General features: G+C 37.8%; 45 protein-coding genes, 1 tRNA gene and 1 pseudogene. 36 read left to right on the top strand and 11 right to left on the bottom strand.

Annotated elements, in window-relative coordinates; translation table 11 throughout:
• The first annotated feature begins 1 nt into the window (after nucleotide 1).
• From rpsS to CVPH_RS07660, 28 genes are all read left to right on the top strand, one after another.
• A complete protein-coding gene (gene rpsS / locus CVPH_RS07790; RefSeq protein ID WP_201341192.1) occupies nucleotides 2-271 on the top strand; it encodes a 30S ribosomal protein S19 in 270 nt (89 codons plus the stop codon).
• Between the two features lie 14 nt (nucleotides 272-285).
• The gene (gene rplV, locus CVPH_RS07785; RefSeq protein WP_201341191.1) at nucleotides 286-618 is read left to right on the top strand and encodes a 50S ribosomal protein L22; all 333 of its coding nucleotides are present in this window, start codon (nucleotides 286-288) and stop codon (nucleotides 616-618) included.
• 7 nt (nucleotides 619-625) lie between these two features.
• Nucleotides 626-1318, top strand: a complete 693-nt coding sequence (rpsC, locus tag CVPH_RS07780; protein WP_201341190.1) for a 30S ribosomal protein S3 — start codon at nucleotides 626-628, stop codon at nucleotides 1316-1318.
• 16 nt (nucleotides 1319-1334) lie between these two features.
• On the top strand, nucleotides 1335-1745 hold the full coding sequence (gene rplP, locus CVPH_RS07775; protein ID WP_201341189.1) for a 50S ribosomal protein L16: 411 nt from the start codon (nucleotides 1335-1337) through the stop codon (nucleotides 1743-1745).
• Nucleotides 1745-1933, top strand: coding sequence for a 50S ribosomal protein L29 (rpmC, locus tag CVPH_RS07770; RefSeq protein ID WP_201341188.1), 189 nt, complete (start codon nucleotides 1745-1747; stop codon nucleotides 1931-1933). Before rplP ends, rpmC begins: the two co-directional genes overlap by 1 nt.
• Entirely contained in the window at nucleotides 1930-2196 is a 267-nt protein-coding gene (gene rpsQ, locus CVPH_RS07765) for a 30S ribosomal protein S17 (RefSeq protein ID WP_201339484.1), read from the top strand. Before rpmC ends, rpsQ begins: the two co-directional genes overlap by 4 nt.
• A gap of 28 nt (nucleotides 2197-2224) precedes the next feature.
• Nucleotides 2225-2593 carry a 50S ribosomal protein L14 gene (gene rplN, locus CVPH_RS07760; protein WP_201341187.1) on the top strand — a complete coding sequence of 123 codons (369 nt, stop codon included), beginning with the start codon at nucleotides 2225-2227 and terminating at the stop codon, nucleotides 2591-2593.
• Entirely contained in the window at nucleotides 2593-2904 is a 312-nt protein-coding gene (rplX, locus tag CVPH_RS07755) for a 50S ribosomal protein L24 (protein WP_201341186.1), read from the top strand. The genes rplN and rplX overlap by 1 nt, the downstream gene beginning before the upstream one ends.
• Before the next feature lie 22 nt (nucleotides 2905-2926).
• Nucleotides 2927-3466: a 50S ribosomal protein L5 gene (gene rplE / locus CVPH_RS07750; RefSeq protein ID WP_201341185.1), complete on the top strand. Its 540-nt coding sequence runs from the start codon at nucleotides 2927-2929 to the stop codon at nucleotides 3464-3466.
• A 5-nt stretch (nucleotides 3467-3471) separates the two neighbouring features.
• Nucleotides 3472-3777, top strand: coding sequence for a 30S ribosomal protein S14 (rpsN, locus tag CVPH_RS07745; protein ID WP_201339481.1), 306 nt, complete (start codon nucleotides 3472-3474; stop codon nucleotides 3775-3777).
• Between the two features lie 11 nt (nucleotides 3778-3788).
• The gene (gene rpsH, locus CVPH_RS07740) at nucleotides 3789-4184 is read left to right on the top strand and encodes a 30S ribosomal protein S8 (RefSeq protein WP_201341184.1); all 396 of its coding nucleotides are present in this window, start codon (nucleotides 3789-3791) and stop codon (nucleotides 4182-4184) included.
• Nucleotides 4185-4199: 15 nt separating this feature from the next.
• Nucleotides 4200-4745 (top strand): 50S ribosomal protein L6, encoded by a 546-nt coding sequence (gene rplF / locus CVPH_RS07735; protein ID WP_201341183.1) that lies wholly within the window; start codon nucleotides 4200-4202, stop codon nucleotides 4743-4745.
• Between the two features lie 17 nt (nucleotides 4746-4762).
• On the top strand, nucleotides 4763-5110 hold the full coding sequence (gene rplR, locus CVPH_RS07730) for a 50S ribosomal protein L18 (protein WP_201341182.1): 348 nt from the start codon (nucleotides 4763-4765) through the stop codon (nucleotides 5108-5110).
• Nucleotides 5111-5153: 43 nt separating this feature from the next.
• The gene (gene rpsE / locus CVPH_RS07725; RefSeq protein WP_201341181.1) at nucleotides 5154-5675 is read left to right on the top strand and encodes a 30S ribosomal protein S5; all 522 of its coding nucleotides are present in this window, start codon (nucleotides 5154-5156) and stop codon (nucleotides 5673-5675) included.
• Complete coding sequence (gene rpmD / locus CVPH_RS07720) at nucleotides 5675-6001, top strand: 50S ribosomal protein L30 (protein ID WP_201341180.1); 327 nt, start codon at nucleotides 5675-5677, stop codon at nucleotides 5999-6001. The genes rpsE and rpmD overlap by 1 nt, the downstream gene beginning before the upstream one ends.
• A 13-nt stretch (nucleotides 6002-6014) precedes the next feature.
• Entirely contained in the window at nucleotides 6015-6449 is a 435-nt protein-coding gene (gene rplO / locus CVPH_RS07715) for a 50S ribosomal protein L15 (protein ID WP_201342458.1), read from the top strand.
• 3 nt (nucleotides 6450-6452) lie between these two features.
• Entirely contained in the window at nucleotides 6453-7751 is a 1299-nt protein-coding gene (gene secY, locus CVPH_RS07710) for a preprotein translocase subunit SecY (RefSeq protein ID WP_201341179.1), read from the top strand.
• Nucleotides 7752-7766: 15 nt separating this feature from the next.
• Complete coding sequence (rpmJ, locus tag CVPH_RS07705; RefSeq protein WP_010646235.1) at nucleotides 7767-7880, top strand: 50S ribosomal protein L36; 114 nt, start codon at nucleotides 7767-7769, stop codon at nucleotides 7878-7880.
• A gap of 164 nt (nucleotides 7881-8044) precedes the next feature.
• Nucleotides 8045-8398 carry a 30S ribosomal protein S13 gene (rpsM, locus tag CVPH_RS07700; RefSeq protein ID WP_201341178.1) on the top strand — a complete coding sequence of 118 codons (354 nt, stop codon included), beginning with the start codon at nucleotides 8045-8047 and terminating at the stop codon, nucleotides 8396-8398.
• A 15-nt stretch (nucleotides 8399-8413) separates the two neighbouring features.
• A complete protein-coding gene (gene rpsK / locus CVPH_RS07695) occupies nucleotides 8414-8797 on the top strand; it encodes a 30S ribosomal protein S11 (protein ID WP_281064633.1) in 384 nt (127 codons plus the stop codon).
• Between the two features lie 9 nt (nucleotides 8798-8806).
• On the top strand, nucleotides 8807-9433 hold the full coding sequence (gene rpsD, locus CVPH_RS07690; protein ID WP_201341177.1) for a 30S ribosomal protein S4: 627 nt from the start codon (nucleotides 8807-8809) through the stop codon (nucleotides 9431-9433).
• A gap of 10 nt (nucleotides 9434-9443) precedes the next feature.
• Entirely contained in the window at nucleotides 9444-10424 is a 981-nt protein-coding gene (locus CVPH_RS07685; protein ID WP_201341176.1) for a DNA-directed RNA polymerase subunit alpha, read from the top strand.
• Nucleotides 10425-10434: 10 nt separating this feature from the next.
• Nucleotides 10435-10830 carry a 50S ribosomal protein L17 gene (rplQ, locus tag CVPH_RS07680; RefSeq protein WP_201341175.1) on the top strand — a complete coding sequence of 132 codons (396 nt, stop codon included), beginning with the start codon at nucleotides 10435-10437 and terminating at the stop codon, nucleotides 10828-10830.
• 11 nt (nucleotides 10831-10841) lie between these two features.
• A complete protein-coding gene (rpsU, locus tag CVPH_RS07675; RefSeq protein WP_201341174.1) occupies nucleotides 10842-11057 on the top strand; it encodes a 30S ribosomal protein S21 in 216 nt (71 codons plus the stop codon).
• Nucleotides 11058-11088: 31 nt separating this feature from the next.
• Nucleotides 11089-11535, top strand: coding sequence for a GatB/YqeY domain-containing protein (locus tag CVPH_RS07670; protein ID WP_201341173.1), 447 nt, complete (start codon nucleotides 11089-11091; stop codon nucleotides 11533-11535).
• Nucleotides 11536-11984: 449 nt separating this feature from the next.
• Complete coding sequence (locus CVPH_RS07665) at nucleotides 11985-12281, top strand: response regulator (RefSeq protein ID WP_201341172.1); 297 nt, start codon at nucleotides 11985-11987, stop codon at nucleotides 12279-12281.
• 7 nt (nucleotides 12282-12288) lie between these two features.
• Entirely contained in the window at nucleotides 12289-12474 is a 186-nt protein-coding gene (locus CVPH_RS10285; protein ID WP_225879682.1) for a hypothetical protein, read from the top strand.
• Nucleotides 12475-12868: 394 nt separating this feature from the next.
• Nucleotides 12869-13054 carry a hypothetical protein gene (locus tag CVPH_RS07660; protein WP_201341171.1) on the top strand — a complete coding sequence of 62 codons (186 nt, stop codon included), beginning with the start codon at nucleotides 12869-12871 and terminating at the stop codon, nucleotides 13052-13054.
• Between the two features lie 126 nt (nucleotides 13055-13180).
• On the opposite strand, the gene CVPH_RS07655 is transcribed toward CVPH_RS07660, so the two are convergent.
• The 8 genes and pseudogenes from CVPH_RS07655 to CVPH_RS11295 all read right to left on the bottom strand — a co-directional run.
• On the bottom strand, nucleotides 13181-13318 hold the full coding sequence (locus CVPH_RS07655) for a hypothetical protein (RefSeq protein WP_201341170.1): 138 nt from the start codon (nucleotides 13316-13318) through the stop codon (nucleotides 13181-13183).
• Nucleotides 13319-13335: 17 nt separating this feature from the next.
• The gene (locus CVPH_RS07650; protein ID WP_201341169.1) at nucleotides 13336-13725 is read right to left on the bottom strand and encodes a hypothetical protein; all 390 of its coding nucleotides are present in this window, start codon (nucleotides 13723-13725) and stop codon (nucleotides 13336-13338) included.
• A 19-nt stretch (nucleotides 13726-13744) separates the two neighbouring features.
• Complete coding sequence (locus tag CVPH_RS07645) at nucleotides 13745-14152, bottom strand: hypothetical protein (protein WP_201341168.1); 408 nt, start codon at nucleotides 14150-14152, stop codon at nucleotides 13745-13747.
• Nucleotides 14153-14456: 304 nt separating this feature from the next.
• Nucleotides 14457-14663, bottom strand: coding sequence for a hypothetical protein (locus tag CVPH_RS07640; RefSeq protein ID WP_201341167.1), 207 nt, complete (start codon nucleotides 14661-14663; stop codon nucleotides 14457-14459).
• Entirely contained in the window at nucleotides 14663-15016 is a 354-nt protein-coding gene (locus CVPH_RS07635; RefSeq protein WP_201341166.1) for a hypothetical protein, read from the bottom strand. Before CVPH_RS07635 ends, CVPH_RS07640 begins: the two co-directional genes overlap by 1 nt.
• An 84-nt stretch (nucleotides 15017-15100) precedes the next feature.
• The gene (locus tag CVPH_RS07630; protein WP_201341165.1) at nucleotides 15101-15499 is read right to left on the bottom strand and encodes a hypothetical protein; all 399 of its coding nucleotides are present in this window, start codon (nucleotides 15497-15499) and stop codon (nucleotides 15101-15103) included.
• Nucleotides 15500-15518: 19 nt separating this feature from the next.
• Nucleotides 15519-15722 carry a hypothetical protein gene (locus tag CVPH_RS07625; protein WP_201341164.1) on the bottom strand — a complete coding sequence of 68 codons (204 nt, stop codon included), beginning with the start codon at nucleotides 15720-15722 and terminating at the stop codon, nucleotides 15519-15521.
• 109 nt (nucleotides 15723-15831) lie between these two features.
• Nucleotides 15832-16200, bottom strand: a pseudogene (locus CVPH_RS11295) (replication endonuclease); the annotation flags it as partial.
• 1151 nt (nucleotides 16201-17351) lie between these two features.
• On the opposite strand from CVPH_RS11295, the gene CVPH_RS07610 reads away from it, so the two are divergent.
• The 3 genes from CVPH_RS07610 to CVPH_RS07600 all read left to right on the top strand — a co-directional run bounded on the left by CVPH_RS07610 (nucleotide 17352) and on the right by CVPH_RS07600 (nucleotide 18305).
• Complete coding sequence (locus tag CVPH_RS07610) at nucleotides 17352-17561, top strand: site-specific integrase (protein WP_201341163.1); 210 nt, start codon at nucleotides 17352-17354, stop codon at nucleotides 17559-17561.
• Nucleotides 17554-17979 (top strand): phage integrase, encoded by a 426-nt coding sequence (locus tag CVPH_RS07605; RefSeq protein ID WP_201341162.1) that lies wholly within the window; start codon nucleotides 17554-17556, stop codon nucleotides 17977-17979. The genes CVPH_RS07610 and CVPH_RS07605 overlap by 8 nt, the downstream gene beginning before the upstream one ends.
• Nucleotides 17980-18137: 158 nt before the next feature.
• On the top strand, nucleotides 18138-18305 hold the full coding sequence (locus CVPH_RS07600) for a tyrosine-type recombinase/integrase (RefSeq protein ID WP_425353133.1): 168 nt from the start codon (nucleotides 18138-18140) through the stop codon (nucleotides 18303-18305).
• A 60-nt stretch (nucleotides 18306-18365) separates the two neighbouring features.
• Here the strand turns inward: CVPH_RS07600 and CVPH_RS07595 are convergent.
• A tRNA-Ser gene (locus CVPH_RS07595) sits at nucleotides 18366-18452 on the bottom strand.
• 123 nt (nucleotides 18453-18575) lie between these two features.
• On the opposite strand from CVPH_RS07595, the gene rpmB reads away from it, so the two are divergent.
• Nucleotides 18576-18812 carry a 50S ribosomal protein L28 gene (gene rpmB, locus CVPH_RS07590; RefSeq protein ID WP_201341160.1) on the top strand — a complete coding sequence of 79 codons (237 nt, stop codon included), beginning with the start codon at nucleotides 18576-18578 and terminating at the stop codon, nucleotides 18810-18812.
• 9 nt (nucleotides 18813-18821) lie between these two features.
• Nucleotides 18822-18977 carry a 50S ribosomal protein L33 gene (gene rpmG, locus CVPH_RS07585; protein ID WP_201341159.1) on the top strand — a complete coding sequence of 52 codons (156 nt, stop codon included), beginning with the start codon at nucleotides 18822-18824 and terminating at the stop codon, nucleotides 18975-18977.
• Between the two features lie 53 nt (nucleotides 18978-19030).
• Here the strand turns inward: rpmG and CVPH_RS07580 are convergent, their stop codons facing one another.
• Complete coding sequence (locus CVPH_RS07580; RefSeq protein WP_201341158.1) at nucleotides 19031-21589, bottom strand: bifunctional aconitate hydratase 2/2-methylisocitrate dehydratase; 2559 nt, start codon at nucleotides 21587-21589, stop codon at nucleotides 19031-19033.
• Between the two features lie 123 nt (nucleotides 21590-21712).
• Here CVPH_RS07580 and purB point away from each other — a divergent pair, with 123 nt between their 5' ends.
• The 3 genes from purB to rimM all read left to right on the top strand — a co-directional run bounded on the left by purB (nucleotide 21713) and on the right by rimM (nucleotide 24036).
• Nucleotides 21713-23089, top strand: a complete 1377-nt coding sequence (gene purB, locus CVPH_RS07575; protein WP_201341157.1) for an adenylosuccinate lyase — start codon at nucleotides 21713-21715, stop codon at nucleotides 23087-23089.
• A gap of 61 nt (nucleotides 23090-23150) precedes the next feature.
• The gene (rpsP, locus tag CVPH_RS07570) at nucleotides 23151-23519 is read left to right on the top strand and encodes a 30S ribosomal protein S16 (RefSeq protein WP_201341156.1); all 369 of its coding nucleotides are present in this window, start codon (nucleotides 23151-23153) and stop codon (nucleotides 23517-23519) included.
• The gene (rimM, locus tag CVPH_RS07565) at nucleotides 23512-24036 is read left to right on the top strand and encodes a ribosome maturation factor RimM (protein WP_201342456.1); all 525 of its coding nucleotides are present in this window, start codon (nucleotides 23512-23514) and stop codon (nucleotides 24034-24036) included. The genes rpsP and rimM overlap by 8 nt, the downstream gene beginning before the upstream one ends.
• A 32-nt stretch (nucleotides 24037-24068) precedes the next feature.
• On the opposite strand, the gene CVPH_RS07560 is transcribed toward rimM, so the two are convergent.
• A complete protein-coding gene (locus tag CVPH_RS07560; protein WP_201341155.1) occupies nucleotides 24069-24674 on the bottom strand; it encodes a carbonic anhydrase in 606 nt (201 codons plus the stop codon).
• Between the last annotated feature and the right edge of the window lie 47 nt (nucleotides 24675-24721).

Below are 24721 nucleotides of genomic sequence, written 5' to 3'. Positions count from 1 at the left end.
CATGGCTAGATCATTAAGAAAAGGACCATTTGTAGACGAGCACTTAATTAAAAAAGTATTAGCGGCTCAAGAAAAAAATGACAGAAAACCGATTAAAACATGGTCACGTCGCAGTGTTATTGTACCTGAAATGATTGGTCTTACGATTGCAGTTCATAACGGTAGGGCGCATGTTCCTGTATCTATCAATGAAAACATGATTGGTCATAAATTGGGCGAATTTGCCATTACTAGAACTTTCAAAGGTCACTCTGGTGATCGTAAAGCTTAAATAGGTAGATGACAATGAAAGAAGTTAAAGCAATACATAAATATGCAAAAACATCCGCTTTTAAGGCAAGATTGGTGGCGGATCAGATTCGTCTTAAATCAGTAGAAGAAGCCTTAAATATTTTATCATTCAGTAATAAAAAGGCAGCAGTTTTAGTCAAAAAAGTGTTGAACTCGGTTATTTCTAATGCTGAGCACAATGATGGACTAGATATTGATGAATTATTCGTTACCAGTATTTATATTGACGAAGGTTCAACCATGAAAAGAATTCGTCCAAGAGCAAAAGGTAGAGCGAATAGAATTTTAAAAAGGACAAGCCACATTACAGTTGGCGTAAGCAAGTAGGTTTAATATGGGTCAAAAAGTAAATCCAAAAGGTATTAGATTAGGTATTGTCAAAGATTGGGATTCTAAATGGTATGCCAATAGTCAAGACTATTCTAAGTATTTATTATCTGATATTGAAGTTAGAGATTATCTGTTCGATAAACTAACAAATGCTTCTGTTAGTCGCATTCAAATCGAGCGTTTGGCAAATAATGCCAAGGTTACTATTCATACAGCACGTCCAGGCATTGTTATTGGCAAGAAAGGTGCTGATATTGAACGGTTAAAGTCAATTGTTTCAAAAATGATGGGCATTCCTGTTCATATTAACATTGAAGAAATTAAAAAACCTGAACTTGATGCGCGTTTGGTGGCTGAAAATATTGCCCAACAATTAGAAAAACGTGTGATGTATCGTCGTGCTGTTAAGCGTGTGCTAGGCAATGCAACTCGTTTGGGTGCTCAAGGTATTAAAGTGATGGTCAGTGGCCGTTTAAATGGTGCAGAAATTGCGCGTTCTGAGTGGTATCGTGAAGGCCGAGTGCCATTGCATACTTTTAGAGCCGATGTTGATTACTCTTCTTATGGTGCAAACACACAATACGGTGTTATTGGTATTAAGGTTTGGATTTTCAAGGGTGAGATTTTAGATCACAAAAAAGGCACACTAGATGAGGTTGCTCGTCGTGGTGCAACGAATCAAATTGCCAAGAAGTAAAGCGAAGGATTGATAAATGTTACAACCTAAGAGAACAAAATTTAGAAAAATGATGAAAGGCCGTAATCGCGGTCTTGCAACGGGTCATGAGGTTAGTTTTGGTGAAATCGGACTCCAGGCAATAGGCAGATGCCGTATGTCTGCTAGACAAATTGAATCTGCACGTCGTGCAATGACACGCCATGTTAAGCGTCAAGGAAAAATTTGGATTCGTGTATTTCCAGACAAACCTATTACTAAAAAACCACTAGAGGTTAGAATGGGTAAAGGTAAAGGTAGTGTTGAATATTGGGTTGCACAAATTAAACCTGGTCAGATGTTATTTGAAATGCAAGGTGTTGAAGAGACAATTGCTAGAGAGGCATTTGCGTTAGCGGCAGCAAAGTTGCCAGTTAAAACGACAGTAATTAAACGGATGGTAATGTAATGGATGTTAAAGAATTAAGAGATCAGGACGTTTCAACACTTAATGAAACGCTGATTAAACTTCTAAAGGAGCATTTTGAGTTGCGTATGCAACATAAAAGCGCACAATTGGATGATGCTTCAAAGTTAGGCAAAACTAAAAGATCCATTGCACAAGTTAAAACTATTATTAGGCAGAAACAAGCATGAGTGACAAAAAAGTAGAACGCGTATTAACAGGCACGGTTGTGAGTAGCAATCGTGACAAGACCATTGCTGTTTTAATTGAGCGCAAAGTAAGACATCCTATTTATAAAAAATACATCAAACGCAGTACCAAAGTGCATGCACATGATGAAAAGAATGAATGCACACGTGGTGATTTAGTTCGAGTGGTTGAAGCAAAACCATTTTCAAAAACCAAGCATTGGGCATTATTGGAAGTGGTTGAAAAATCAGTTTCTGTTGATTAATATTAAGTTTATTTAAAGAGAGTAAGTCATGATTCAAATGCAAACAAAACTTAAGGTCGCAGATAATAGTGGTGGCGTTAAAGCAATGTGTATTAAAGTGCTGGGCGGTTCTAAGCGTCGTTATGCTAATATCGGTGATGTCATCAAAGTTAGTATTAAAGAAGCCGCACCGCGTGGCAAAGTTAAAAAAGGCGATGTGTATGACGCAGTTGTTGTGCGTACTGCTCATGGTGTTCGTCGTAACGACGGGTCTCGCATTCGTTTTGATAATAATGCAATTGTACTTCTAAATACAAAGCTTGAGCCAATCGGTACTCGTATTTTTGGCCCAGTCACTCGTGAATTACGCAATGCAAAATTTATGAAAATTGTTTCACTTGCACCAGAGGTTTTATAATGCAAAAGATTAAATTAAATGATGAAGTTATTGTTATTTCTGGTAAAGACAAAGGCTCTACAGGTACAGTAACCAAGGTATTAAATGCTAAGGTGCTAGTTGCAGGTTTAAATCTTGCCAAGAAGCATGTGAGACCCAACCCAAATGCAGGTGTTACGGGTGGTATTACAGAGATAGAAATGCCTTTGGCGATTTCTAATATTGCTATTTATAATCCAGTAACTAAAAAGGCTGATAGAGTAGGTATCCGCACTAATAAAGACGGTATTAAAGAAAGATTTTTTAAATCAAATGATGAAGCAATCGTTTGATTAAGTATAAGGAAATATAAGCGTGTCTAGATTACAAGAACAATACAAAAATGAAATTTTACCAGCTTTGCAAAAAGAGCTAGGTATGTCTAATCCTATGCAGGTTCCTAAGATTGAAAAAATTACAATCAATATGGGATTGGGTAGTGCATTGGGTGATAAAAAGGTACTGCAAAGTGCTTTAGAAGAAATGAGTCTTATTTCTGGTCAGAAGCCACTCACTTGTAATGCGCGTAAATCAGTGGCAAGTTTTAAACTAAGAGAAGGAAACTCAATTGGTTGTAAGGTCACCTTACGCAAGGAAAGAATGTATGAATTCCTTGATCGTTTGGTCAATGTTGCTATTCCTCGTATTCGTGATTTCCGTGGTTTAAAAGCCACTGCGTTTGATGGTCGTGGTAATTACAATATGGGCATTACTGAACAGATTACATTTGCTGAAATTGATTTTGAAAAAGTAACGAGAGTGCGTGGGATGGATATTGCTATTACCACCACTGCAAAAAGTGATGAAGACGCTAAGAAACTATTGGCAATGTTTAAATTCCCATTTAAAGGATAAGAAAAATGGCTAAAAAGTCTATGATAAATAGAGACATCAAGCGCACAAAGCTGGTTGAAAAATACAAAGCAAAACGCCTTGAGCTTAAGAAAATTATTAAGAGTATTAACGCATCTGATGAAGAGCGTTTTCAAGCAACCATTAAATTGCAAGCTCTGCCACGTGATGCTTCGCCAACACGTCAGCGTAGTCGTTGCGCCTTGACAGGTCGTCCACATGGTTTTTACCGTAAGTTTGGTCTTGCTAGAACCAAACTTAGAGAGCGCACCATGAATGGTGAAGTTCCAGGTTTATCTAAAGCAAGCTGGTAAGGAGAAATAATATGAGTATGTCTGATCCTATTGCTGACATGTTAACGCGCATTCGCAACGCACAAATGGTTGAGAAAAAAGAAGTTAATGTTCCAGCGTCAAATTTAAAATCTGCCATTGCAAGTGTGATGCAACAAGAAGGCTATATTGAATCTTTTAGTGTTGATGATATTGCTGCTAGTAAAACATTAAACATCAAATTAAAATATTATGACAACAAGCCAGTTATTGAAAAATTACAGCGTATATCAAAGCCAAGTTTAAGAGTTTATGTGGGTAGTTCGCAAATTCCAAGTGTGATGAATGGTTTAGGTATTGTTATTGTTTCCACACCCAAGGGTGTGATGACTGGACAAGCAGCACACACCCAAAATGTTGGCGGCGAAGTTTTGTGCAGCATTTACTAAAATTGGAGAGCTAGAATGTCTAGAGTTGCAAAATCACCCATTACCATACCAACTGGTGTTGAAGTTACCATTACTGGTAATTTAATGTCTGCCAAGGGTAAACTGGGTCAGTTGAATATGAATATCCATTCTTGTGTAGTAGTTATAAACACTAATAATGAACTTAGTTTTGATATTACTATTACTGAAAAGAAAGAGCAAAAGAAAGCTTGGGCTCAAGCTGGCACAGCAAGAGCCAATACTGCAAACCTTATTCAGGGTGTAACAGCAGGCTGGGAAAAGAAGTTAACCTTAATTGGGGTTGGTTATCGTGCCAAAGTAATGGGGAGAGTGTTGGGTTTGACGTTGGGTTTTTCGCACCCAATTAATTACAAACTCCCAGAAGGCATTACAGTTGAAACACCTTCTCAAACTGAAATTGTTATCAAAGGCATGGACAAGCAGAAAGTAGGTCAGGTGGCCGCTGAAATTAGAGCTTATCGTCCACCAGAGCCTTACAAGGGCAAGGGTGTTCGTTATACTGATGAACAAGTAGTTCGTAAAGAAGCTAAGAAGAAATAATTGACCAAGGTATTAATATGAAACTTTCTAAAAAACAAGCTCGTTTAAGAAGAGCAACTAAATTTAGGGCCAAGCACGCACAAAGAAGTATTGAGCGCTTGTGCATTCACAAAACTGCACAGCATATTTATGCTCAGATTATTAGCCCTTGTGGCACTAAAATTTTGGCTTCTGCATCTACATTAGCAGCTAAACTTAAAAATGGTGGTAATGTAGATGCAGCAACCAAGGTTGGCGAGGCAATTGCTAAAGCTGCTACCAGTGCAAAAGTAACAAAGGTGGCTTTTGACCGTTCTGGATTTAAATATCATGGCCGTGTCAAGGCATTGGCTGATGCAGCAAGAGAAGGTGGTTTAGACTTCTAAGTTATTATTAAGATTAATTAAAAAAATTAAAAAGGCATAAATAATGGCTGAATATAAGAAAAATAACAACAACGATGATAATGATTATATTGAAAAATTGGTTAATATCCGTCGTGTTGTAAAAGTAGTTAAAGGTGGTCGTATCTTTGGTTTTTCAGCACTGGTTGTTGTTGGTGATGGTAATGGTAAAGTTGGCTATGGCACAGGAAAAGCACGTGAAGTACCTGCTGCTATTCAAAAAGCGATGGATAAAGCACGTAAGGCGATGAAATCTGTGCCACTAGTAAACGGCACGCTTCATTATCCAATTACCTCAAGTGTTGGTGCGGCTAAAGTTTATATGCAGCCAGCTTCAGAGGGTACGGGTGTTATTGCTGGTGGTCCAATGCGTAGCGTATTGGAAGCGGTAGGTGTGCATAATATTTTGGCGAAATGTAACGGTACTCGTAATCCAATTAGTGTAGTGCGTGCAACAGTTGAAGGTTTGACTTCTATGTCATCTCCACAGCTAGTTGCTGCCAAGCGTGGTAAAACTGTTGATCAAATTACTGGGGAAGAAGGATAATGGCTGAGGAAAATAAAGCAGTTAAAAAAGTAGCAGCAACTAAAAAACCAACTGCTAAAAAAGCAAAAGCGCCAGTTAAGGCTGTGCCTAAAAAAGTGGCAGTAGCTAAAAAACTGACAACAATTAAAAAAACACAAACATCTAGTAAGCACAACACAGTTAGTGTTACCCTAGTTAAAAGTTTTAATGGTCGCTTGCCATCTCACCGTGCAACCATTGCAGGACTTGGTTTAAAGCGCATTAACCATATAAAAGAGCTTGAAGATACACCCGAAATCAGAGGTATGATTAATAAAGTGGCTTACTTACTAAAAGTAGAGGATTAAGAAAATGAACGTTATGCAATTAAACACATTGTCACCCGCCGAAGGTGAGAAGCAGTCAAGAAAACGTGTGGGTCGTGGTATTGGCAGTGGCTTTGGTAAGACTTGTGGTCGTGGTCATAAGGGCCAAAAAGCACGCTCTGGCGGTTTCAGCAAGATTGGTTTTGAAGGTGGTCAAATGCCTTTGCAACGTCGCCTTCCAAAGGTTGGATTTTCATCAAGAGTGTCCATTATTACCTCACAAGTAACATTATCTGAAATTGATAAACTGACTGAGACTGACATTACCATTGATGTTTTAAAAGTACACAATTTAGTGACTAAAAATATCAAGCGTGTTAAAGTCATGCTTTCTGGTGAAATTACCAGAGCAGTTATATTAACTGGTATCAAAGCAACTAAAGGTGCAAAGTTGGCGATTGAAGCTGTTAAAGGTTCAGTGAACGAGTAAGTTATGAACCAATCCTTAGGCCTCTCTCAAGATTTATCAAAGCGCATCCTTTTTTTATTGGGTGCGTTAATCGTTTTTAGGTTGGGTACGCATATTACCATTCCATTTATCTCAAGTGCAGCACTTGCCTCACTCGTACAAGATCAACAAGGTACGATTTTGGATATGTTTAATATGTTTTCAGGTGGCGCATTAGAAAGATTATCTATTTTTACTTTGGGCATTATGCCTTATATTTCGGCATCAATTATTATTCAGTTGATGACCTCTGTTGTACCAAAGTTAGAACAATTAAAGAAAGAAGGTGAAATAGGCAAACGTAAAATTACACAATATACACGTATAGGTACAGTGGTATTAGCAGTGTTTCAATCCTATGGTATTTCTATTGCTTTGCAATCACAAAGTGCTGGTGGTGTTGCTTTGGTTACTCAAGGTGGTTTTACTTTTAGCATGGTGACTGTCGTGACACTAACCACAGGCACTTTATTTTTAATGTGGTTGGGTGAGCAAATTACAGAAAAAGGCATTGGCAATGGTATTTCAATGATTATTTTTGCTGGTATCGTTTCAGGCTTGCCTTCGGCATTGGGCTCAACTTTATCATTGGTATCCACAGGCGAGTTAACCATTATTTTGGTGGCAATTTTATTAATTATGACACTGCTAGTGACAGCTTTTGTGGTCTTTATGGAACGAGGGCAACGCCGTATCACGGTTAATTATGCTAAGCGTCAACAGGGTCGTAAAATGGTTGGTGGTCAAAGTTCATATTTACCATTAAAAATCAATATGGCAGGTGTCATTCCACCAATTTTTGCCTCATCAATTATTTTATTTCCAGCAACCTTGGGAGGCTGGTTTTCGCAAAGTGAGGGCATGGGCTGGTTGGCAGGTGTAACTGCTAGTATTTCCCCAGGACAGCCTTTATATGTGTTGTTTTATGGGCTTGCTATTGTGTTTTTTACCTTCTTCTACACGGCACTAACATTTGATTCAAAAGACACAGCTGATAATTTACGTAAGTCAGGTGGTTTTATTCCAGGTATTCGACCAGGAAAGCACTCGGCAGATTATATTGATTCGGTTATGTCTAGGCTAACAGCATCGGGCGCGGTTTATATTACTGCTGTTTGCTTGTTGCCAGAGTTTTTAATTTTATATTGGAATGTGCCATTTTACTTTGGTGGTACCAGTTTGTTAATCATCGTTGTTGTGGTGATGGATTTTATTGCACAAGCTCAATCTCATCTAATGTCTAATCAGTACGAGTCATTAATGAAAAAGGCAGGTTTAAACTAAAAAAGAGGTCATTTTATGAAAGTAAGAGCATCGGTTAAGAAAATTTGTAACAATTGTAAAATTATCAAGCGTCATGGCGTGGTTCGTGTTATTTGTAAAGAGCCTCGTCATAAGCAAAGACAAGGTTAATTAGGATTGACATTGGAAAGCTGTAAGCGTAAAATTACGGGTTTTTCAAATTTAGTATTGTGCGACTTCTTACTAAGATAAAAGTTGCATAAGTAAGAGATAAAAAAGCAAGAATATAAGGAAATAAGTCTATGAAACAGACGTATGTTAGAGGTATAAAATAAATGGCAAGAATAGCAGGAATAAACATTCCGACACATAAGCATATTGTGATTGGTTTACAGTCAATTTTTGGTATTGGTGATACAAGAGCAAAAGCGATTTGCATGACTCTTAAATTAGATCCAGCTACTAAAGTTATTGATATTGCTGAAGATCAATTGGAATTAATTCGTGCAGAAGTTGCTAAGTATAAAGTTGAAGGCGATCTTCGTCGTCAAGTTGCTATGGACATTAAACGCCTTAAAGATTTAGGTTGTTATCGTGGTGTTCGTCATAGAAAATCACTGCCACTACGCGGTCAAAGAACAAAAACAAACGCAAGAACTCGTAAGGGTCCTCGTCGTTTAATTAAATAATCATAGGTAGATATTATGGCTAAAACACCCACAAAAAAGAAGTCCAAAAAAGTAATTACTGATGGTATTGCACACATTCATGCAACGTTTAATAATACTATTGTGGTGATTACAGATCGTCATGGTAATGCAATTTGTTGGGCGACCTCAGGCGGTTCTGGTTTTAGAGGCTCAAGAAAATCAACACCGTTTGCTGCACAAGTAGCTGCAGGCAGTTGTGGTGAGAAGGCATTGGCTTTTGGCATGAAAAACTTAGAAGTTCGTGTTAAAGGTCCAGGCCCTGGTAGAGACTCAGCAATTCGTGGTCTTAATGCACAAGGTTTAAAAATTCAATCAATCACAGATGTGACACCAATCCCTCATAATGGATGTCGTCCTTCTAAGAAACGCAGAGTATAAGGATAAATTATGGCTAGATATACTGGACCTACTTGTAAATTAGCACGTCGCGAAGGCACGGACTTATTTCTTAAAAGTGGTATTAGATCACTGGATTCTAAATGTAAGGCGACTCAACTTCCTGGCATGCACGTCGCTAATGCACGTCGTCAAAAGGTCACAGAGTATGGGTTACAATTACGTGAAAAACAAAAAGTAAGACGCATCTATGGCATTTTAGAAAAGCAATTTCGCCTATATTACAAAAAGGCATCGCAAAAGAAAGGTTCTACAGGTGAAAATTTATTATCACTGCTTGAGTGCCGTTTAGATAATGTTGTTTATCGCATGGGTTTTGGTTCTACACGTGCCGAGGCGAGACAATTGGTTTCGCATAAGTCTATTTTGGTGAATGGCTTGGTTGTTAATATTCCTTCTTATCAGGTGAGTGTTAATGATGAAATTTCAATTAGAGAAAAAGCTAAGAAGCAAAGTCGTATTCAATTGGCACTTGAATTGTCTGAACAATCAACTCAACCACAATGGCTTGATGTTGATAACAAAGTACTTAAGGGTGTGTTTAAAAATGTTCCCGCTCGTGATGAGTTACCATCAGATATTCAAGAACATTTAATCGTTGAACTGTATTCTAAATAAGGAATTAATTATGCAAGGTAGTGCAAGAGATTTTTTAAAGCCAAAGCTGGTTGAGTCTTCTCAAACTGGTGTTAATGAATTCAAGGTCATTCTTGAGCCTCTTGAGCGAGGTTTTGGTTATACTTTGGGCAACGCCCTCAGAAGAACACTGTTATCTTCTATGACAGGCTTTGCTGTAACTGAAGTTGCTATTGATGGGGTTATGCATGAGTTTTCTACAATTGACGGCGTTCAAGAGGACGTATTAGACATCTTACTTAATCTTAAAGAGGTGTCGGTTGCATTAAATACAACTAAAACTGCGCAAGTCGTTATTGATAAGAAAGGCCCGTGTGAAATCACAGTGGCTGATATTGAGGCTAATGGTGTTGATATTACAGCGTTCAATCCTGATAAGGTGATTGCAACAATTAATGATGAAGGTCATATGCGTATGACACTTAAGATTAGTACTGGTATTGGCTATGATACTGCCACGTCACGCACTGACGAAGCGTCAAGTATTGGTGGTATGCAGCTAGATGCAAGTTTTTCACCCATTAGGCGTGTTAGTTTCACGGTGGATGCGGCGCGTGTTAAGCAAAAAGTTAATCTTGACAAATTAAACATTACGATTGAGACTAATGGTTCAGTCAATGCAGAAGTTGCCATTAAACGTGCAGCGACAATCTTACAAGAACAATTATCTTCATTTGTTGAGTTGGCATTAGTAGAAGAAGAAACGGTGTTACCAACATCAGAAGATTTTGATCCACAGTTGTTAGCAGCAGTGGATGAGTTAGAATTAACCGTGCGTAGTGCAAATTGCTTAAAGGCAGAACAAATCTATTATATTGGTGATTTGATTCAAAAATCTGAGCAAGATTTACTAAGAACCCCTAATTTAGGTCGTAAATCACTTAATGAAATTAAAGAAGTGTTAACTGAGAAAGGGCTTGACTTAGGTACCAGTATTGAAAATTGGCCGCCAGTTGATTTAATGAGCGAATAAGGAATAAGACATGAGACATAGAAAGTCAGGTAGACAATTAAATCGTAACTCATCTCACCGTAAGGCGATGTTTAAAAATATGGCAAACTCATTATTTTTACATGGGACCATTCGCACAACTTTGCCAAAAGCAAAAGAGCTTAGACGTGTTGTTGAACCATTAATTACTAAAGCCAAAGTTGGCAGTATTGCCAATCGTCGTAATGCATTTTCAAAATTACGTGACGATGCAATGGTTGCCAAGTTATTCACTGAATTAGCGCCATTTTATAAAGACCGTCCTGGTGGTTACATTCGTATTTTAAAGGCTGGTTTTCGTACTGGTGATAAAGCTCCAATGGCAATTGTCCAATTAGTTGACTTTGAAACCACGACAGATGTAGTTGCTGAAACTGCCGCTTCATAAAGGAAAAATGTATGCCTTCAATTAAAGTAAGAGAAAACGAACCTTTTGATATTGCACTTAGACGCTTTCGTCGCACCTGTGACAGAGCTGGTGTTATCATTGATGTAAGAAAGAAAGAATTCTATGAAAAGCCAACTTGGGTTAATAAGCGTATGAAAGCAGCCGCCGTTAAAAGAACACACAAAGAAATGGCTAAAAATCGTGTTTATCGTAAGCGCATGTACTAGATGTACATTCTAAGTATTATAATCCGCTATTATGTCTGAGTTAAAGGCGCGCATTACTGCTGATATGAAATCAGCTATGAAAGCCAAAGACAAAGCTACCCTTAAAGCGATACGCATGATTTTAGGAGCAATCAAACAAAGAGAAGTTGATGAGCGTATTGAACTGGATGATATTCAGGTGCTTAGCGTTGTACAAAAAATGGCCAAACAGCGTAAAGATTCAATTTCACAATTTAAAGAAGCGGACCGTATCGATTTAGTTGATGTTGAAGAAGCGGAGTTGGTTGTTATTAATAATTATATGCCAGAACAATTATCAGATGCTGAAGTAAATGCCGCTATTAATAAAGCAATTTCTGATACCGGTGCGTCTTCTATGCAAGACATGGGCAAGTTAATGGGTTTGCTAAAAAGCCAATTAGATGGCAAAACTGATATGGGTGTTGTGTCTGGCTTAATTCGGTCTAAATTTTCTTAAAGTAAGATATCATCACCTTTTCCGTGTGATTAAAATAACCAATTGTTACACCTTGTCACTCCTTATGGGTATATTAGAACATAATAAAATTATTACTATTTTAAATAAAAAGGAATACCTCTATATCGACAGGCGCACATCGTCATTATAATTCATCACTAGAGTTGCTAATATGGCAAAGGGTTTAGCCTTAATCTCCATATTTAACCAAACCTTCATTCTTCTCAAAATTGCTGTAGTGTTGGTATTTATATAATTAATAATGCGATGTTACCAATATTCTCTAAGTATTATTATTTTCTGAGTTTAATTATTTTGGGGGCAAGGTGGAGCTGACTAGTTCGGTTATTTGTAAAACAATCTTTGTGGTTGTTAAAGATAAAAAAATCAAGAATTTATATCTTCTTGTTTTACTTCTAAGAAATTTTCCGTTAAAACTTTTTCTTCATGTGAAGCCTACATTAGCCAATGTTGATGATACTCAAGGCTGTTTGATTGTAGATATTTCAATGCCTGATATGGATGGCTCTACTATTTTAAACAGGCTTAACAAGATAGAGCGTCTTAGTCCAGTTGTGTTTATTGCCGATATCAGCTTAATTGCCATTATGGTTGATGCGATTAAATTAGGAGCGCTTGATTTTATTGAAAAGCCATTGGTAGAAGAAGCGCTTTTACAAAAAGTAGTTGGCGCCATTAATGAGTTTCAAAAAAATATTTGCCTGTATTGTACTTGGCGCTACTAATCTGCAGATGACTGAAAAGCTATATATTTTACGATCAACCGTTGAAAAGCATAGGGCTTCAGTGAAGAAAAAGATGGAGGCTGGCACCTTATTACCATGTTTGGTTAAAATGCTACCAATACTAAGACCTTTGAGTGTTGGCTTTAATCCATTATGGTGTGATTTAGATAACAACTACCAAATTTGCCAATAAGTACAAAATACTACTATATTAACCAGCTGATCAACTTAAGGGCATCTCTAAAAACCCATGATAATTTCTACAAAACGACTTTTCATTCATTTGTTGGTTTTAATAAGACCTGTCTTAACCTTGCTAGGACTGGATTTATTAAAACCAACAAATGAATGAAAATCCATATTTTATAAGTCATCATGGGTTTTTAGAGATGCCCTTAATATAATGCACCTTGCATTTATTATGTTTTTTCCCAAGAAAATATCTTGATGTAACTGCATTTGTCGTAGCATTTTTGAAATGCTGTGATAAGTGCATATCACAGCATATTTTACTACACCTTACTTGCTCTTAAAAGTACCATTGTTATTTTTTGCTTTATAATGGCAATCATATTTGAAGAGGGTTTATGAAGTTATTATCAATACTATCTATTATTATTGTTCAGGCTGCATTTGCACAAATGACACCTGATTATGCCAAAGAAACGCGTTGGGCAGCACAAGTTGAAGATGCGCTCATGGACGGCGATTCGGTTTGGTTAAGTGCTAATAATCATGAGTTTTTATCAATTTTTATAACGGAGTGCGTCTGATACTAAAAAAAACAGCGATTATAGTCCATGGTTTAGGCGCACACCCAGGCTGGGTTCAAGTCATTCAACCATTGCAGGTTGTGTTATTTGTATAATTAACGTTGTCTTGTCTTTGTGCGCTAACATCTACCCATTTGTGATTTTTTTTAAATCAAATTCATCTTTATTAATGCGTTTTGCGTTGCCATTGCCATCGACGCTGATAATGCCTGCACTGTTTGCTAGTGTGTCTTGTGCTAAGTCTTTTAATTCTAAATCTGCCATAATTTTTTATCCTTTTATTATCTAATTCCTTCTATTCTGAATACACCTCTAATACCACCTGTGTTGTCAATCCGCACCTTGTTATCATCCACGTTGTCAATTAAAACGTCTGTGTAGTGTTTGTCGTAACTAGTAAGCATGAATAATCTATCTGCGTTGCCATGGTTGTTGAATGGGTTTTGTTTTAAAAATCTGATTGCGTCTAAACTGACCAGACTGCTCACTGCATAATTGCCGTGGTTAAAAATTAAGTATCTAAAGTCTTTTTTAGGCTCTAATAGGACAATCGTAGTGTTGTAAATCTTAGTATTTGAACTGAATAAGAGGACTAAATTGCCTTTTTCGGCTGGACGTTGAGAGTTTGCTACATACTTAAGGCTATCTGTTGAGTTTTTAGTGACCGTCATCAACTCTAAATAACACGTTTTAACTACTATTACCAAATACGGTTTTATCTACTTCTTGAATGCGTTGGCTCATAGAGTAAATATCCATACCATGCTTCAAACCTCTACGCACTAACAAGCCCCACTTTTCGGGTGCTTTCCCCGAACTACTAACATCTGCCAATTCCTCAACCACTACCTTGCATTGTTTCAATAATCCAAAATAAAAAGCAATTTCACAAAATACATAAAATTGACCTTTTAAATCTGTATCAACTGATAATGCCATTTTGGCACTTCCTCTGTTGCCTTTTAGTGCTAGATATAAATCCTTTACAGTTTTAAAACTTTGGCAACCTGCACTGATTGCAAACTGACCCTCAGGGCCCCAAACTAACAAGCGATTACCACTTCTAATTTTTTGCCATCGTGTAACTTGTTTTTCCACTTCTAGAATTTCCTACAATTGCGTAAATTTTTCCATCTGCTCTTTTTGTGTAATTCATAACTCACCCATTACTTTCGGGAATATAAGCCCGCTGTCTTTTTTTATTTTCTAAATTCCTGAAACACGGTTTCCAAAAATTCCCCAAGTTTCTTTAAATGCTACTGCCTCAGGCTCGTATTCACTGACCATATCTTCTGCTTGTTCTGTGCGATTAATCCAAGAACTAGAATACCATTTTTCAAAAACACGCCGCCAAACCTACCCTAATGTTGCGCTTTGTTCTTTGGTTATTTCTAATCTTTTACTAAATAAAACAAAGCCACCTGCAAATAATCCACCTGCCCAGTTTCTTATTTTTCCCCCTTGTACCGACCTCGTCAAATTCTTGATTATTAATTTCTGATATTTCAGACTTTGGATCAACATTGGAAACTTCTATAATGCCTAAACATTCCTCTATATGTTTCTCAATTTCTGCAATCCTTTTATCGCTACAATCTACTTTATTCATTATATGCCACTCCAATTTTGGACTTGGTTAACTATTTTTGGTTTTTTCTTGAAAACTAAAATATCAAAGATTGCAGAAAGACCCAAGCCAAAAACAATAATAATCCTTTTACCAATGCCTTTACTTTTTTCCGACTCATTGTCTGTATTAGTCTTTTTATCATCAAGTAAATTCTTATTTTTATCGCCATTTTCACCATTTACCACCTCGTTTTTTTCGTCAATGCATTGCCCAGGCTTATCTATAGTTTCATCTTTTAGTTTTTCAGCATTATCATTCTTTAATGCCCCTCTTAAATTTTTTTGCCCTTTTGTTCCACTCTGGGTGGTTTCCACAACTTGTACAAACCGCATAAAGTGGCACGGCTTGGCTTGGTGTTTTTAATCTGCATAACGCTATCACAACCATTCATTATACAAGGTATCGCTTTTAACATTTCAAGCCACTATGTACCCCATTAAATAACCCACTATTATTTTAGTACCAACCATTTCGATACCAAAAAGTATGCTTTTATGTGCTACTTTGTAAAAAATATTAACAATAAAATCATCAGCCTTATTGCTTATTTTGTCCACTCCCTCTAATTGTTGATAGTTTTCCGATTGACTTCGGAATTGTTGAAAGTCTTGCGCACAGTTATTGACACAAGTCCAAGCGGCGGCAAAGCCACCATTAAAGTGGTTTATGTGTGCCTTAGCACGTACCACCCAATTCATATTAGTAATGTACTCTATTAAATCCAACGTTAAGCCCTTGACCTTGTATAGTGCTTGGTCGCCATAGCGTGTGAACGCCTCTTTAGCCCTTACTTTTAATAATTTAACCCTGTCCACTTAGGCGGTGTGGTATTCCTCAATAATAACCACTGTTAGCACTAGCAACAATTGCGCCAAAATCGCTAAAACTAATGCCTTTATTATTAGGTTTGTTGGATTTTTCGGCAAGTTTACGAGGTGGTCGCCAAATTCCTACAGGCGGCAATCTAAAACTATCTAGATCCATGAGTGCTAGCCCACGTCTTAATACGTTGGGCGGACGACTCAGCGTTTTTGCCATATAAGTCGTATTCCACCGCAAAGCCATCAATTGCTTTTGTAATATATTTTGCTAAATATCCGCAAGCACTGCCTTTGTCCCATCAATATCAATCGCTGTAAATCTGTGCTTATTTGTGCTTATTTGTGCCTTTTTCTGCCGGGTTTTCAGCCATTGCGTAGGCTCTTAAAATATCTGTTATTTGGTCTTTATGTTTTTGTTTGCAAAACAGCATAATACGCCAATGAGGCGTGCCATCGTGGTGTGGCTCTATTATTCTAAAACCGTAAAATTCTAAACCCCCGCGCTTGAATTTTGTCCTAGCCCATAAATCTTACAAGTACTTACCTGCCTCTTTAGCGGTTGAGCCGTCAAATTGCTTATTATCGTAAACCACATTCTTAACGCCAACTTTGTTGCGTATGTAGCCTTGGGCGTGGTATCTACTAGGACATGTAACTGTGTAAAAAACACCAACATCGCCTACGGCTTGGGTGTATTCCTCACAACCTTCTTAGCCTTGTCATTAATTCGTTTCTGCGGTTTACTGGGCTTGATTACGCTTTCGTTAATCAGTGTCTTTAAATCAAAGACTTTGCCGTCCTCATTGATGGCCTCCATTGCGTCAATCAGGGTAATGTTTCTACGTTGTTGCTGTTGCCAGCAGTATAAAAGTATCGTTAGAGCAATAAATGCCACGGTGGGCTGAGGTTAAGCCTAATCTGCGTTCTAAGTCCTCAAGCCTACGACTAAACACCACTCTTAACTTTCTACGCCACCACTTGTCACACACTGAACGCTTGATACTTAGGTCTAGTCCGTGCTTTTTAATATCAGGGGGTTTGTATGCTTAATTGTGTCAGTGTGTCAACGATAAATAAGTACTTTAACTTGCCTGTTATTTGCAAAAAGTCGCTTAGCCTTAGCGTATGCGATTAACTTTTCATTATCTAGGGCTAATTCGGCGTGTATTTCCTTGCATAATGCTGATATTTCATCGGAGATTTTTTCGCCCTCTTAAAGCGTCTTGAACTAATTTATTAATGTTGTTGTATTTTTCTTGTATTTATGATTTTTGTTGTGTGAGCGTTTTGATTTCTTCTTCTTGATTTGTATATCTGCTGTAATAAAAACTATCAATAAATATAACCGTAGACATAAAAGATACAAATACCCACAGTGGGACGCTTATCTGTTGTTGTAAAAACTTGTAAAAACGTTTCATTATGAATTTTTAGCCAAAATTGGTGCTTGAACATCAACAAATCAAGTACCGCACCAAATCGACCCATATATAAAAGCGAAGTCGTCTAAAACTGTTTGATTAAATCGGAGCAAAATAAATAATAGGGAAAGTGCTAAACACGCCGTACAAGCCATTAGGATATTGTGCTTGGCACAATTTACTCATTATGGCGTGGGGGCAAATATAGATACAATGTTTAACAATGTGCAATCACTGGTTTGTGTTGCGCTGGCTTTTTCTTTCATGGTTATAATGGGATTATTAGGCATTCAACTTTTAGACAGGAGGGTATAACATGAACACTTTACTTAGACTTACCCCAATGATAATTGCGGGCATTGGTGCGGCTATCATCTATTATGGGTAACACATCCAACAAAATCTAAAAATCCAAAAAAATAGCATTGATACGCAAAAATGATAACGGCACCTTTACTGTTGATATTCGGCAGGGCAGAGAAAGACGGCACCAAAAACGCTTTAAAACCAAAACCCAATGCTATGAGCGGTTATTTTTAATTGAACTTGACCAAGGCAAAGAGTGGCAACCTAATCAAAAGGATAAGCGTAAATTAAGCGAACTCATTAACCTTTGGTATGACCTGCATGGGTAAAACCATCAAAGATGGGGCAAAAAGAAAAACGCTATTATTAAACACAGTATTAGACTTAGGTGACCCAATTGCTAAAAATCTAACCAGTAAAGACTTTAGCCATTACTGTGCCAAACAACTACAACGATACAAGCCAAAGACACTGAATAACTGGCAGGCTTATTTATCAAGCGTGTACAACGAATTCAGGCGATTAAGTGAGATTGATTACCACAACCCACTAAGTGAACTACGCACAATCAAAATCCTAGAGCGTGAACTTTCATACCTTGATACTGACGATATTAAAACACTACCGGCAAAATTAAAACCGCGCAAGGATACTTATCTGTGTACGTTGATTTGTATTAACTGTGGCACTCGTTGGGGCGAGGCTAAGGCGTGTTGCAACCTGAACACCTTAAAAACGGAAAAATAAGCCTATTCAATACTTTAAAGGAGTGGCAAAAACTAATATATCCCCATTCACAAAGAATTAGCGGACAAACTAGACTTACCACTCAAGCCATCAAAAAATGGTTTTGCCTTGGCGTATAAAAGGACAGGCACTAAAAAACACAAGGGTAAAGTACACATATTTTATGGCACACTTTTGCAAGCCATTTTATTATGAACGGCGGTGATGTTTTGACTTTGCAAAAGATTTTAGGGCATTCATCATTAACCATGACAACAAGGTATGCGCATCTCAGCCCCGACCATTTGAACGATACATTAAAGTATTCTCCAAATATATATGGTTAAAATGTGGTTAAATTTATTTAATGATAGGCTTAAAAGCCTTTTTTTATAACCATAATATGATGGAGGGATAGGGATTTGAACCCTAGAAGGGTATTAACCCTTGCCGGTTTTCAAGACCGGTGCATTCAGCCGCTCTGCCATCCCTCCAATGTCAGAGTATGATACAGTCTGTTCAGGCAATAGTAAATAGGGTTTTTGTATAATTTAGCTTTGAAAGCTGAATAATTTTAAGTATAATTCCTTTCTTTTGGATTTTTTGATAGGTGAGTTATGGCGAAGGTATGTGTGGTTACGGGTAAGCGACCAATGAGTGGTAACAATGTATCTCATGCGAACAATAGAACACGTCGTCGTTTTTATCCAAATCTACACACCCACCGTTTTTGGGTGGAAAGTGAGAATCGTTTTGTTAAGTTAAAGTTATCAGCAAAAGGATTGCGTATTATTGATAAAAAAGGTATTGACACTGTATTAGCAGAAATTCGTGCATGTGGCGAAAAGGTTTAGGAGTAAGTTATGAGAGAGAAAATTAGATTAGTATCGTCAGCCAAAACAGGCCATTTTTATACAACGACTAAGAACAAACGCCTTCATCCAAAAAAGGTAGAAGTTAAAAAGTTTGATCCAGTTGTTAGAAAACATGTGATGTACAAAGAAGCGAAAATTAAGTAGTTCGCTTATAGAACATTTTAATAAAAAAGCCGCTTTTGCGGTTTTTTTGTTGGCTATGAATTTAAGATGGTTTCTAGTGGCACACTATTTACCTCATCTTTATATTCATTTAGTTGGTCAAAATTTAGATTTTGGTAAATTTGTGTCTCCATTGGTTTGATGTCCTTTATTGCTTGTTGGTATTCTGTGTTTGTTGGAATGTGTCCTAGTTTGGCAGTAATTGCTGCTACTTCGGCAGAAGATAAATAGACATCAGCATTGTCGCCTAAACGATTAGGGAAGTTGCGTGTTGAGGTGGATATCACTGTGGCATTGTCTTTGACTCGTGCTTGGTTGCCCATACATAAAGAACAGCCAGGGATTTCGGTGTGTTTAGTTAGTCTGTTAAATGTATCGTATACACCTTCTGCTTTAAGTTGCGCTTCGTCCATTCGGGTGGGCGGCGCAATCCACAATTCGGTTGTCAGTTCTGACTTGTCTTTTAATAATTGTGCAACCACTCTAAAGTGACCAATATTGGTCATACAAGAGCCAATAAAGACTTCATCAACTTTGGTGTTGGCTACTTCTGAGAGCAGTTTGACATCATCTGGGTCGTTCGGACATGCCAAGATTGGCTCTTTAATTTCATCAAGGTTAATGTCAATCATTGCGGCATATTCACAATCTATATCTGCGACTAGTAATTTAGTCGTATCTAGCCATTTTTTCATGGCTTGAATGCGTCTGGCGAGGGTTTTTTTATCCTTATAGCCCTTATTAATCATCGAAGATAATAAAGCAATATTAGAGTTTAGATATTCTATCACAGGTTCTTTATTTAGCTTAATTGTGCAACCATTGGCAGAGCGCTCGGCTGAAGCATCAGCCAATTCAAATGCTTGCTCTACTTTTAAATCACTCAGCCCTTCAATTTCTAAAATACGACCTGAAAAGATGTTTTTCTTAGTAGATTTTTCAACCGTTAATAAGCCTTTTTGTATGGCTATGTAGGGGATTGCATTGACCAAATCTCTTAAGGTGATGCCTGGTTGCATTGTGCCTGTAAAGCGAACTAAGACAGATTCAGGCATATTTAATGGCAACACACCAAGTGAAGCACCAAAAGCAACCAGTCCAGACCCAGCTGGAAAACTAATACCAATAGGAAAGCGTGTATGCGAATCACCACCTGTGCCTACTGTATCAGGTAGTAACATGCGATTAAGCCATGAATGGATAATGCCATCACCCGGTTTGAGTGACACACCGCCACGCGAGTGCATAAAATCAGGCAGTGAGTGTTGTAGTTCTAAATCAACAGGTTTAGGGTAGGCGGCTGTATGGCAAAAGCTTTGCATGACTAAATCGGCTGAAAACCCAAGACAGGCTAATTCTTTTAATTCATCACGTGTCATTGCGCCTGTGGTGTCTTGTGAACCTACGCTAGACATGCATGGCTCGCAATAAGTGCCTGGGCGAACGCCATCTACACCACAAGCTTTGCCGACAATTTTTTGTGCCAATGTGTAGCCAGTATTACTTTGGCTAACATCTTGTGGGCGCAAGAAAGTAGTTGAGACGGGTAGACCAAGGTCTTGGCGAGTTTTATCAGTTAAACCCCTACCAATAATAAGTGGAATTCGCCCTCCTGCACGTACTTCATCAGATAAAGTGGTTGGTGAAAGTTCAAAAGTTGAAATAGTTCCATCTTTGCTATTGGTAATTCTCCCCTCGAATGGATAAATTGTAATTTCATCACCCGTCTGCATTTTAGTAACGTCGCACTCAATCGGCAGAGCGCCAGAATCTTGAGCAGTGTTAAAAAATATCGGTGCGATTTTGCCACCCAGCACAACACCACCACTGCGCTTATTAGGCACGTAATCAATATCATCACCCATGTGCCAAAGTACCGAGTTAATGGCAGATTTACGTGAAGAGCCTGTGCCAACAATATCACCCACGAAGACTAATGGCAGGCCTTTTTGTTTGAGTTTTTCAATCATCTCAAGTGGCTTGTCCATCTTTTTAATTAACATAGATTGTGCATGTAAAGGAATATCTGGGCGTGACCAGGCTTGTGTTGCAGGCGATAAATCATCTGTATTAATTTCGCCTTCAACACGAAAAACGCTTAATTTAATTTTCTGAGGCAAGGGTGCTTTTTTGTTAAACCATTGTGCATCTGCCCAGCTATCTACAACATTCTTGGCATAAGGGTTGGTTTGAGATTTATCAACAATAGCTTGATATGCCTCATAAATCAATAAGGTATTTGCCAGTGCTGTTTGTGCACTTTCTCTTGTGGCGTTAATATCCAGTAGTTCAATTAGAGGCTCAATGTTGTAACCACCCATCATAGTACCTAAAAGAAAAGTAGCGTGTGCTTGAGAAATACTAGGACAGGCTTGATTGCCCTTAGCAACACCGCTTAAAAAGCTGGCCTTTACATAGGACGCTTCATCAACACCAGGTGGTATTTGATGAGTGAGTAAATCAAGATAAAAAGACGTATCATCATCCTTGATTAAGTGCTCAACCACTGATTTGGTTTGTTGTGCATTTAAGGCAAGCGGTGGTAAATTGTCTTGTTGGCGTTCATTAACATGTTGAAGGTAGGCTGATTTCATCTGAGTCCTTGTACAAAATAATAAAGTGTATAATTTTATCATTTTATTTCTGTCTCTTTTTTCGTATCATAATCTTATTTTTCATATGATGAAAAATTTGTACAGTTTTTACAAAACAATCCTATGAAACTAACCAAATTGACCGCTATATCTCCCATTGATGGGCGCTATTTTGACAAAACCAAAGTATTGAGCACTATCTTTAGTGAGTTTGGCTTAATTAAATATCGTGTTCTAATTGAGGTTAAGTGGCTGCAAGCCATGGCAGGTAACGCCGGCATAATAGAAGTGCCGGCTTTTAGTCAAGCAGCAGTTAAGTTTTTAGATGGTATTGTTGCTGATTTTTCATTGGTTGATGCTCAAGCAGTTAAGGCGATTGAATGCACAACCAATCATGATGTTAAAGCGGTTGAATACTTTTTAAAAGATAAAATCAAAGGCAATAGTGAGCTTGAGGCCGTTAGTGAATTTTTTCATTTTGCTTGTACATCTGAGGATATTAACAATCTATCACACGCACTTATGTTGTTAGAAGGGCGCCATGTCATGCTCACTAAGATGCGTGAGTTATTGTCACTCATTGCTAAATTGGCACAAGATAACGCCTCAGTTTCAATGCTGTCTCGTACGCATGGGCAAACCGCTTCTCCGAGCACTGTAGGTAAAGAGATGGCTAACTTTGTTTATCGTTTAAAAAGACAAATCAAGCAGTTAGAAAGTGTCAAAATTATGGGTAAGTTTAATGGCGCTGTGGGTAATTTTAATGCACATATTTGCGCTTATCCTGATTTAGATTGGCAGCAAATTTCTCAAAATTTTATTGAAAGTTTGGGTGTTAATTACGCTATATACACCACGCAAATTGAGCCCCATGATTATATCGCGGAGTATTTCCATTCAATTAATCGCTTTAATACGGTTTTGATTGATTTTTGTCGTGATATTTGGGGCTATGTTTCACTGAGTTATTTCAAGCAAAAAACCATTGCTGGTGAAGTAGGTTCATCCACCATGCCACATAAAGTCAATCCGATTGACTTTGAAAATGGTGAAGGTAATTTAGGCATTGCTAATGCACTCAATACGCATTTGGCAGATAAGTTGGCAATTTCGCGTTGGCAGAGAGATTTGTCCGATTCAACTGTGCTTAGAAATCTAGGCGTGAGTTGTGCGCATTGCTTGGTAGCATATGCATCCATTGTTAAAGGCATTGGTAAGCTACAAATCAATGAGGCAAAACTAACTCAGGATTTAGATAATTCATGGGAAGTATTGGCCGAGCCAATCCAAACAGTGATGCGCCGCTATGGCATTGACAACCCATATGAGAAACTCAAAGACCTTACCCGTGGTCAAACGATTAATGCACAAGTGTTGGTAGAATTTGTTAAAAATCTTGATATGCCAGATGAGGCGAAAATAGCTTTGTCTGAACTAACGCCCATGGCTTATACCGGTGATGCACAAAAACTAGCAAACGCAATCAAAAAACTGATATAATCTCGCGTCTTATGCCTTTTTGGCATAAGTCAATTAATAACACAAAAGGAGCAAAAAACCCATGGTTAAAGTTAGACTAGCCCGAGGTGGAGCCAAGAAAAAACCTTTTTATTCAATTGTAGCAACAGACTCTAGAAAGCGTAGAGACAGTGGTTACATTGAGCGACTTGGATATTTTAATCCAGTTGCCCGTGGACAAGAAGTCAGGCTGACCGTTGATGAAGATAGATTAGCGTACTGGACATCACAAGGTGCACAAATCTCTGATCGCGTTAAGCAACTTGTTAAAGAATTCAAAGACCCTTCAATTCGTGAAAAGCGTGTTGTTACTCAGCAAGCAAAAGCAGACGAAGAAAAGGCGGCAGAGGAAGTGGCAGAAACTACCGAGCAAGAAGTGCCATCAACAGAAGAGGAAAAAGCCGCTGAGTAATTCAGCACTGTCTACATCTGACAACAAAAGGCTATTAATCGGGCAGATTAATGGCCTTTTTGGCGTTCAAGGCTGGGTGAAAATTTTCTCCCACACTCATCCAAGAAAAAATATCTTATCTTATCAGCCGTGGCATGTCAATGTTGATGGCAATTGGCAAACCTTGGAGATTGTTCAAGGTCGCGTGCAAGGTAAAACCATTGTGGCACAAATCAAAGATATTTTTGATAAAGAACAGGCTAGGGCTTATATGGGCACTGATTTGTATATTGAAAAATTACAATTATCACAACTTAAAGCAGGTGAGTATTATTGGGACGATTTAATTGGTTTAAAAGTAATCAATAAGGCGAAAATTGTGCTTGGTAAAGTGTCTAATTTGGTTGATACTGGCTCGAACAATGTACTCGTGGTTAATGGCGAGAAAGAGCATTGGGTGCCTTATATTTTGCCATTTTTAATAAAAGTGGACATGGACAACCAAACCATTTTGGTTGATTGGGATGAGAACTTTTAAATAGATTAGCCCAATTTAAAAGTCTAAAAAAGTCAAGTCAGAAACTGAACTATACCTGATTTTAAAGAATAGTTAGCACCTATAACCTCTAGTTTATTATTTTCGATGGCTTCTTTAATGATTAGCGATTGGCTTTGTAATTGTTTGACAGAATTAATAATATTGACCTCAACAGCTTTGCCCATTAATTTATGATTTGGCAAATTTAGGCTGATTAGGGGTAGGATTGATGGTTTTATACTGTCAGTAATAGAATGAAGACTGCCTGATAAATGTGTTTTATTGATGCACTCGTCAATGGTGGCACTAATAGCGCCACAGTTAGAATGTCCTAACACCACAATTAAGGAAGTCTTAAATTTCGAGATTGCAAATTCAACACTACCCATTTGTGATGGGGCGACTATATTTCCTGCAATGCGGATAATAAACAAATTACCAAAACTTTGATCAAAAATAGTCTCAATGGGCACTCGCGAATCAGAACAACCCAATACAATCGCAAAAGGCGCCTGATCCTGTATGTCTTTTGTATGTCTATGCGGATGAAACTCATGATGTAATACAGTGCCATCAACAAAGCGTTGATTGCCATCAACCAGTCTTTTTTTTGCTTGAGCTGAATTTAAATGTTTCATATTGTTGAAAACGATTTATTTTTGTGGCAAATAATCAAAGGTACTAA

This window comes from Abyssogena phaseoliformis symbiont OG214 (assembly GCF_016592595.1).
Taxonomy (GTDB): Bacteria; Pseudomonadota; Gammaproteobacteria; order PS1; family Pseudothioglobaceae; genus Ruthia.
Note: the sequence above shows the minus strand (reverse complement) of the source record. Positions and strands in the feature narration are given on the sequence as shown.

Excerpts from the sequence above, each read along its gene's own strand:
- rpsN (WP_201339481.1), top strand. The coding sequence starts at position 3,472 with ATGGCTAAAAAGTCTATGATAAATAGAGACATCAAGCGCACAAAGCTG.
- rplF (WP_201341183.1), top strand. The coding sequence starts at position 4,200 with ATGTCTAGAGTTGCAAAATCACCCATTACCATACCAACTGGTGTTGAA.
- rplV (WP_201341191.1), top strand. The coding sequence starts at position 286 with ATGAAAGAAGTTAAAGCAATACATAAATATGCAAAAACATCCGCTTTT.
- rplR (WP_201341182.1), top strand. The coding sequence starts at position 4,763 with ATGAAACTTTCTAAAAAACAAGCTCGTTTAAGAAGAGCAACTAAATTT.
- rplP (WP_201341189.1), top strand. The coding sequence starts at position 1,335 with ATGTTACAACCTAAGAGAACAAAATTTAGAAAAATGATGAAAGGCCGT.
- rplX (WP_201341186.1), top strand. The coding sequence starts at position 2,593 with ATGCAAAAGATTAAATTAAATGATGAAGTTATTGTTATTTCTGGTAAA.
- rpmD (WP_201341180.1), top strand. The coding sequence starts at position 5,675 with ATGGCTGAGGAAAATAAAGCAGTTAAAAAAGTAGCAGCAACTAAAAAA.
- CVPH_RS10285 (WP_225879682.1), top strand. The coding sequence starts at position 12,289 with ATGACTGAAAAGCTATATATTTTACGATCAACCGTTGAAAAGCATAGG.
- CVPH_RS07560 (WP_201341155.1), bottom strand. The coding sequence starts at position 24,674 with ATGAAACATTTAAATTCAGCTCAAGCAAAAAAAAGACTGGTTGATGGC.
- CVPH_RS07655 (WP_201341170.1), bottom strand. The coding sequence starts at position 13,318 with ATGGCAGATTTAGAATTAAAAGACTTAGCACAAGACACACTAGCAAAC.
- CVPH_RS07685 (WP_201341176.1), top strand. The coding sequence starts at position 9,444 with ATGCAAGGTAGTGCAAGAGATTTTTTAAAGCCAAAGCTGGTTGAGTCT.
- CVPH_RS07635 (WP_201341166.1), bottom strand. The coding sequence starts at position 15,016 with ATGCGGTTTGTACAAGTTGTGGAAACCACCCAGAGTGGAACAAAAGGG.
- rplN (WP_201341187.1), top strand. The coding sequence starts at position 2,225 with ATGATTCAAATGCAAACAAAACTTAAGGTCGCAGATAATAGTGGTGGC.
- rpsM (WP_201341178.1), top strand. The coding sequence starts at position 8,045 with ATGGCAAGAATAGCAGGAATAAACATTCCGACACATAAGCATATTGTG.
- rpmG (WP_201341159.1), top strand. The coding sequence starts at position 18,822 with ATGAGAGAGAAAATTAGATTAGTATCGTCAGCCAAAACAGGCCATTTT.
- CVPH_RS07605 (WP_201341162.1), top strand. The coding sequence starts at position 17,554 with ATGGGTAAAACCATCAAAGATGGGGCAAAAAGAAAAACGCTATTATTA.
- rpsU (WP_201341174.1), top strand. The coding sequence starts at position 10,842 with ATGCCTTCAATTAAAGTAAGAGAAAACGAACCTTTTGATATTGCACTT.
- rpsH (WP_201341184.1), top strand. The coding sequence starts at position 3,789 with ATGAGTATGTCTGATCCTATTGCTGACATGTTAACGCGCATTCGCAAC.
- CVPH_RS07650 (WP_201341169.1), bottom strand. The coding sequence starts at position 13,725 with ATGACGGTCACTAAAAACTCAACAGATAGCCTTAAGTATGTAGCAAAC.
- rplQ (WP_201341175.1), top strand. The coding sequence starts at position 10,435 with ATGAGACATAGAAAGTCAGGTAGACAATTAAATCGTAACTCATCTCAC.
- rpsQ (WP_201339484.1), top strand. The coding sequence starts at position 1,930 with ATGAGTGACAAAAAAGTAGAACGCGTATTAACAGGCACGGTTGTGAGT.
- rpsC (WP_201341190.1), top strand. The coding sequence starts at position 626 with ATGGGTCAAAAAGTAAATCCAAAAGGTATTAGATTAGGTATTGTCAAA.
- rpmJ (WP_010646235.1), top strand. The coding sequence starts at position 7,767 with ATGAAAGTAAGAGCATCGGTTAAGAAAATTTGTAACAATTGTAAAATT.
- CVPH_RS07640 (WP_201341167.1), bottom strand. The coding sequence starts at position 14,663 with ATGAATAAAGTAGATTGTAGCGATAAAAGGATTGCAGAAATTGAGAAA.
- rpmB (WP_201341160.1), top strand. The coding sequence starts at position 18,576 with ATGGCGAAGGTATGTGTGGTTACGGGTAAGCGACCAATGAGTGGTAAC.
- secY (WP_201341179.1), top strand. The coding sequence starts at position 6,453 with ATGAACCAATCCTTAGGCCTCTCTCAAGATTTATCAAAGCGCATCCTT.
- CVPH_RS07580 (WP_201341158.1), bottom strand. The coding sequence starts at position 21,589 with ATGAAATCAGCCTACCTTCAACATGTTAATGAACGCCAACAAGACAAT.
- rpsP (WP_201341156.1), top strand. The coding sequence starts at position 23,151 with ATGGTTAAAGTTAGACTAGCCCGAGGTGGAGCCAAGAAAAAACCTTTT.
- CVPH_RS07670 (WP_201341173.1), top strand. The coding sequence starts at position 11,089 with ATGTCTGAGTTAAAGGCGCGCATTACTGCTGATATGAAATCAGCTATG.
- CVPH_RS07660 (WP_201341171.1), top strand. The coding sequence starts at position 12,869 with ATGAAGTTATTATCAATACTATCTATTATTATTGTTCAGGCTGCATTT.
- purB (WP_201341157.1), top strand. The coding sequence starts at position 21,713 with ATGAAACTAACCAAATTGACCGCTATATCTCCCATTGATGGGCGCTAT.
- rpsK (WP_281064633.1), top strand. The coding sequence starts at position 8,414 with ATGGCTAAAACACCCACAAAAAAGAAGTCCAAAAAAGTAATTACTGAT.
- rpmC (WP_201341188.1), top strand. The coding sequence starts at position 1,745 with ATGGATGTTAAAGAATTAAGAGATCAGGACGTTTCAACACTTAATGAA.
- rpsE (WP_201341181.1), top strand. The coding sequence starts at position 5,154 with ATGGCTGAATATAAGAAAAATAACAACAACGATGATAATGATTATATT.
- rpsD (WP_201341177.1), top strand. The coding sequence starts at position 8,807 with ATGGCTAGATATACTGGACCTACTTGTAAATTAGCACGTCGCGAAGGC.
- CVPH_RS07625 (WP_201341164.1), bottom strand. The coding sequence starts at position 15,722 with ATGGCAAAAACGCTGAGTCGTCCGCCCAACGTATTAAGACGTGGGCTA.
- rplO (WP_201342458.1), top strand. The coding sequence starts at position 6,015 with ATGCAATTAAACACATTGTCACCCGCCGAAGGTGAGAAGCAGTCAAGA.
- rpsS (WP_201341192.1), top strand. The coding sequence starts at position 2 with ATGGCTAGATCATTAAGAAAAGGACCATTTGTAGACGAGCACTTAATT.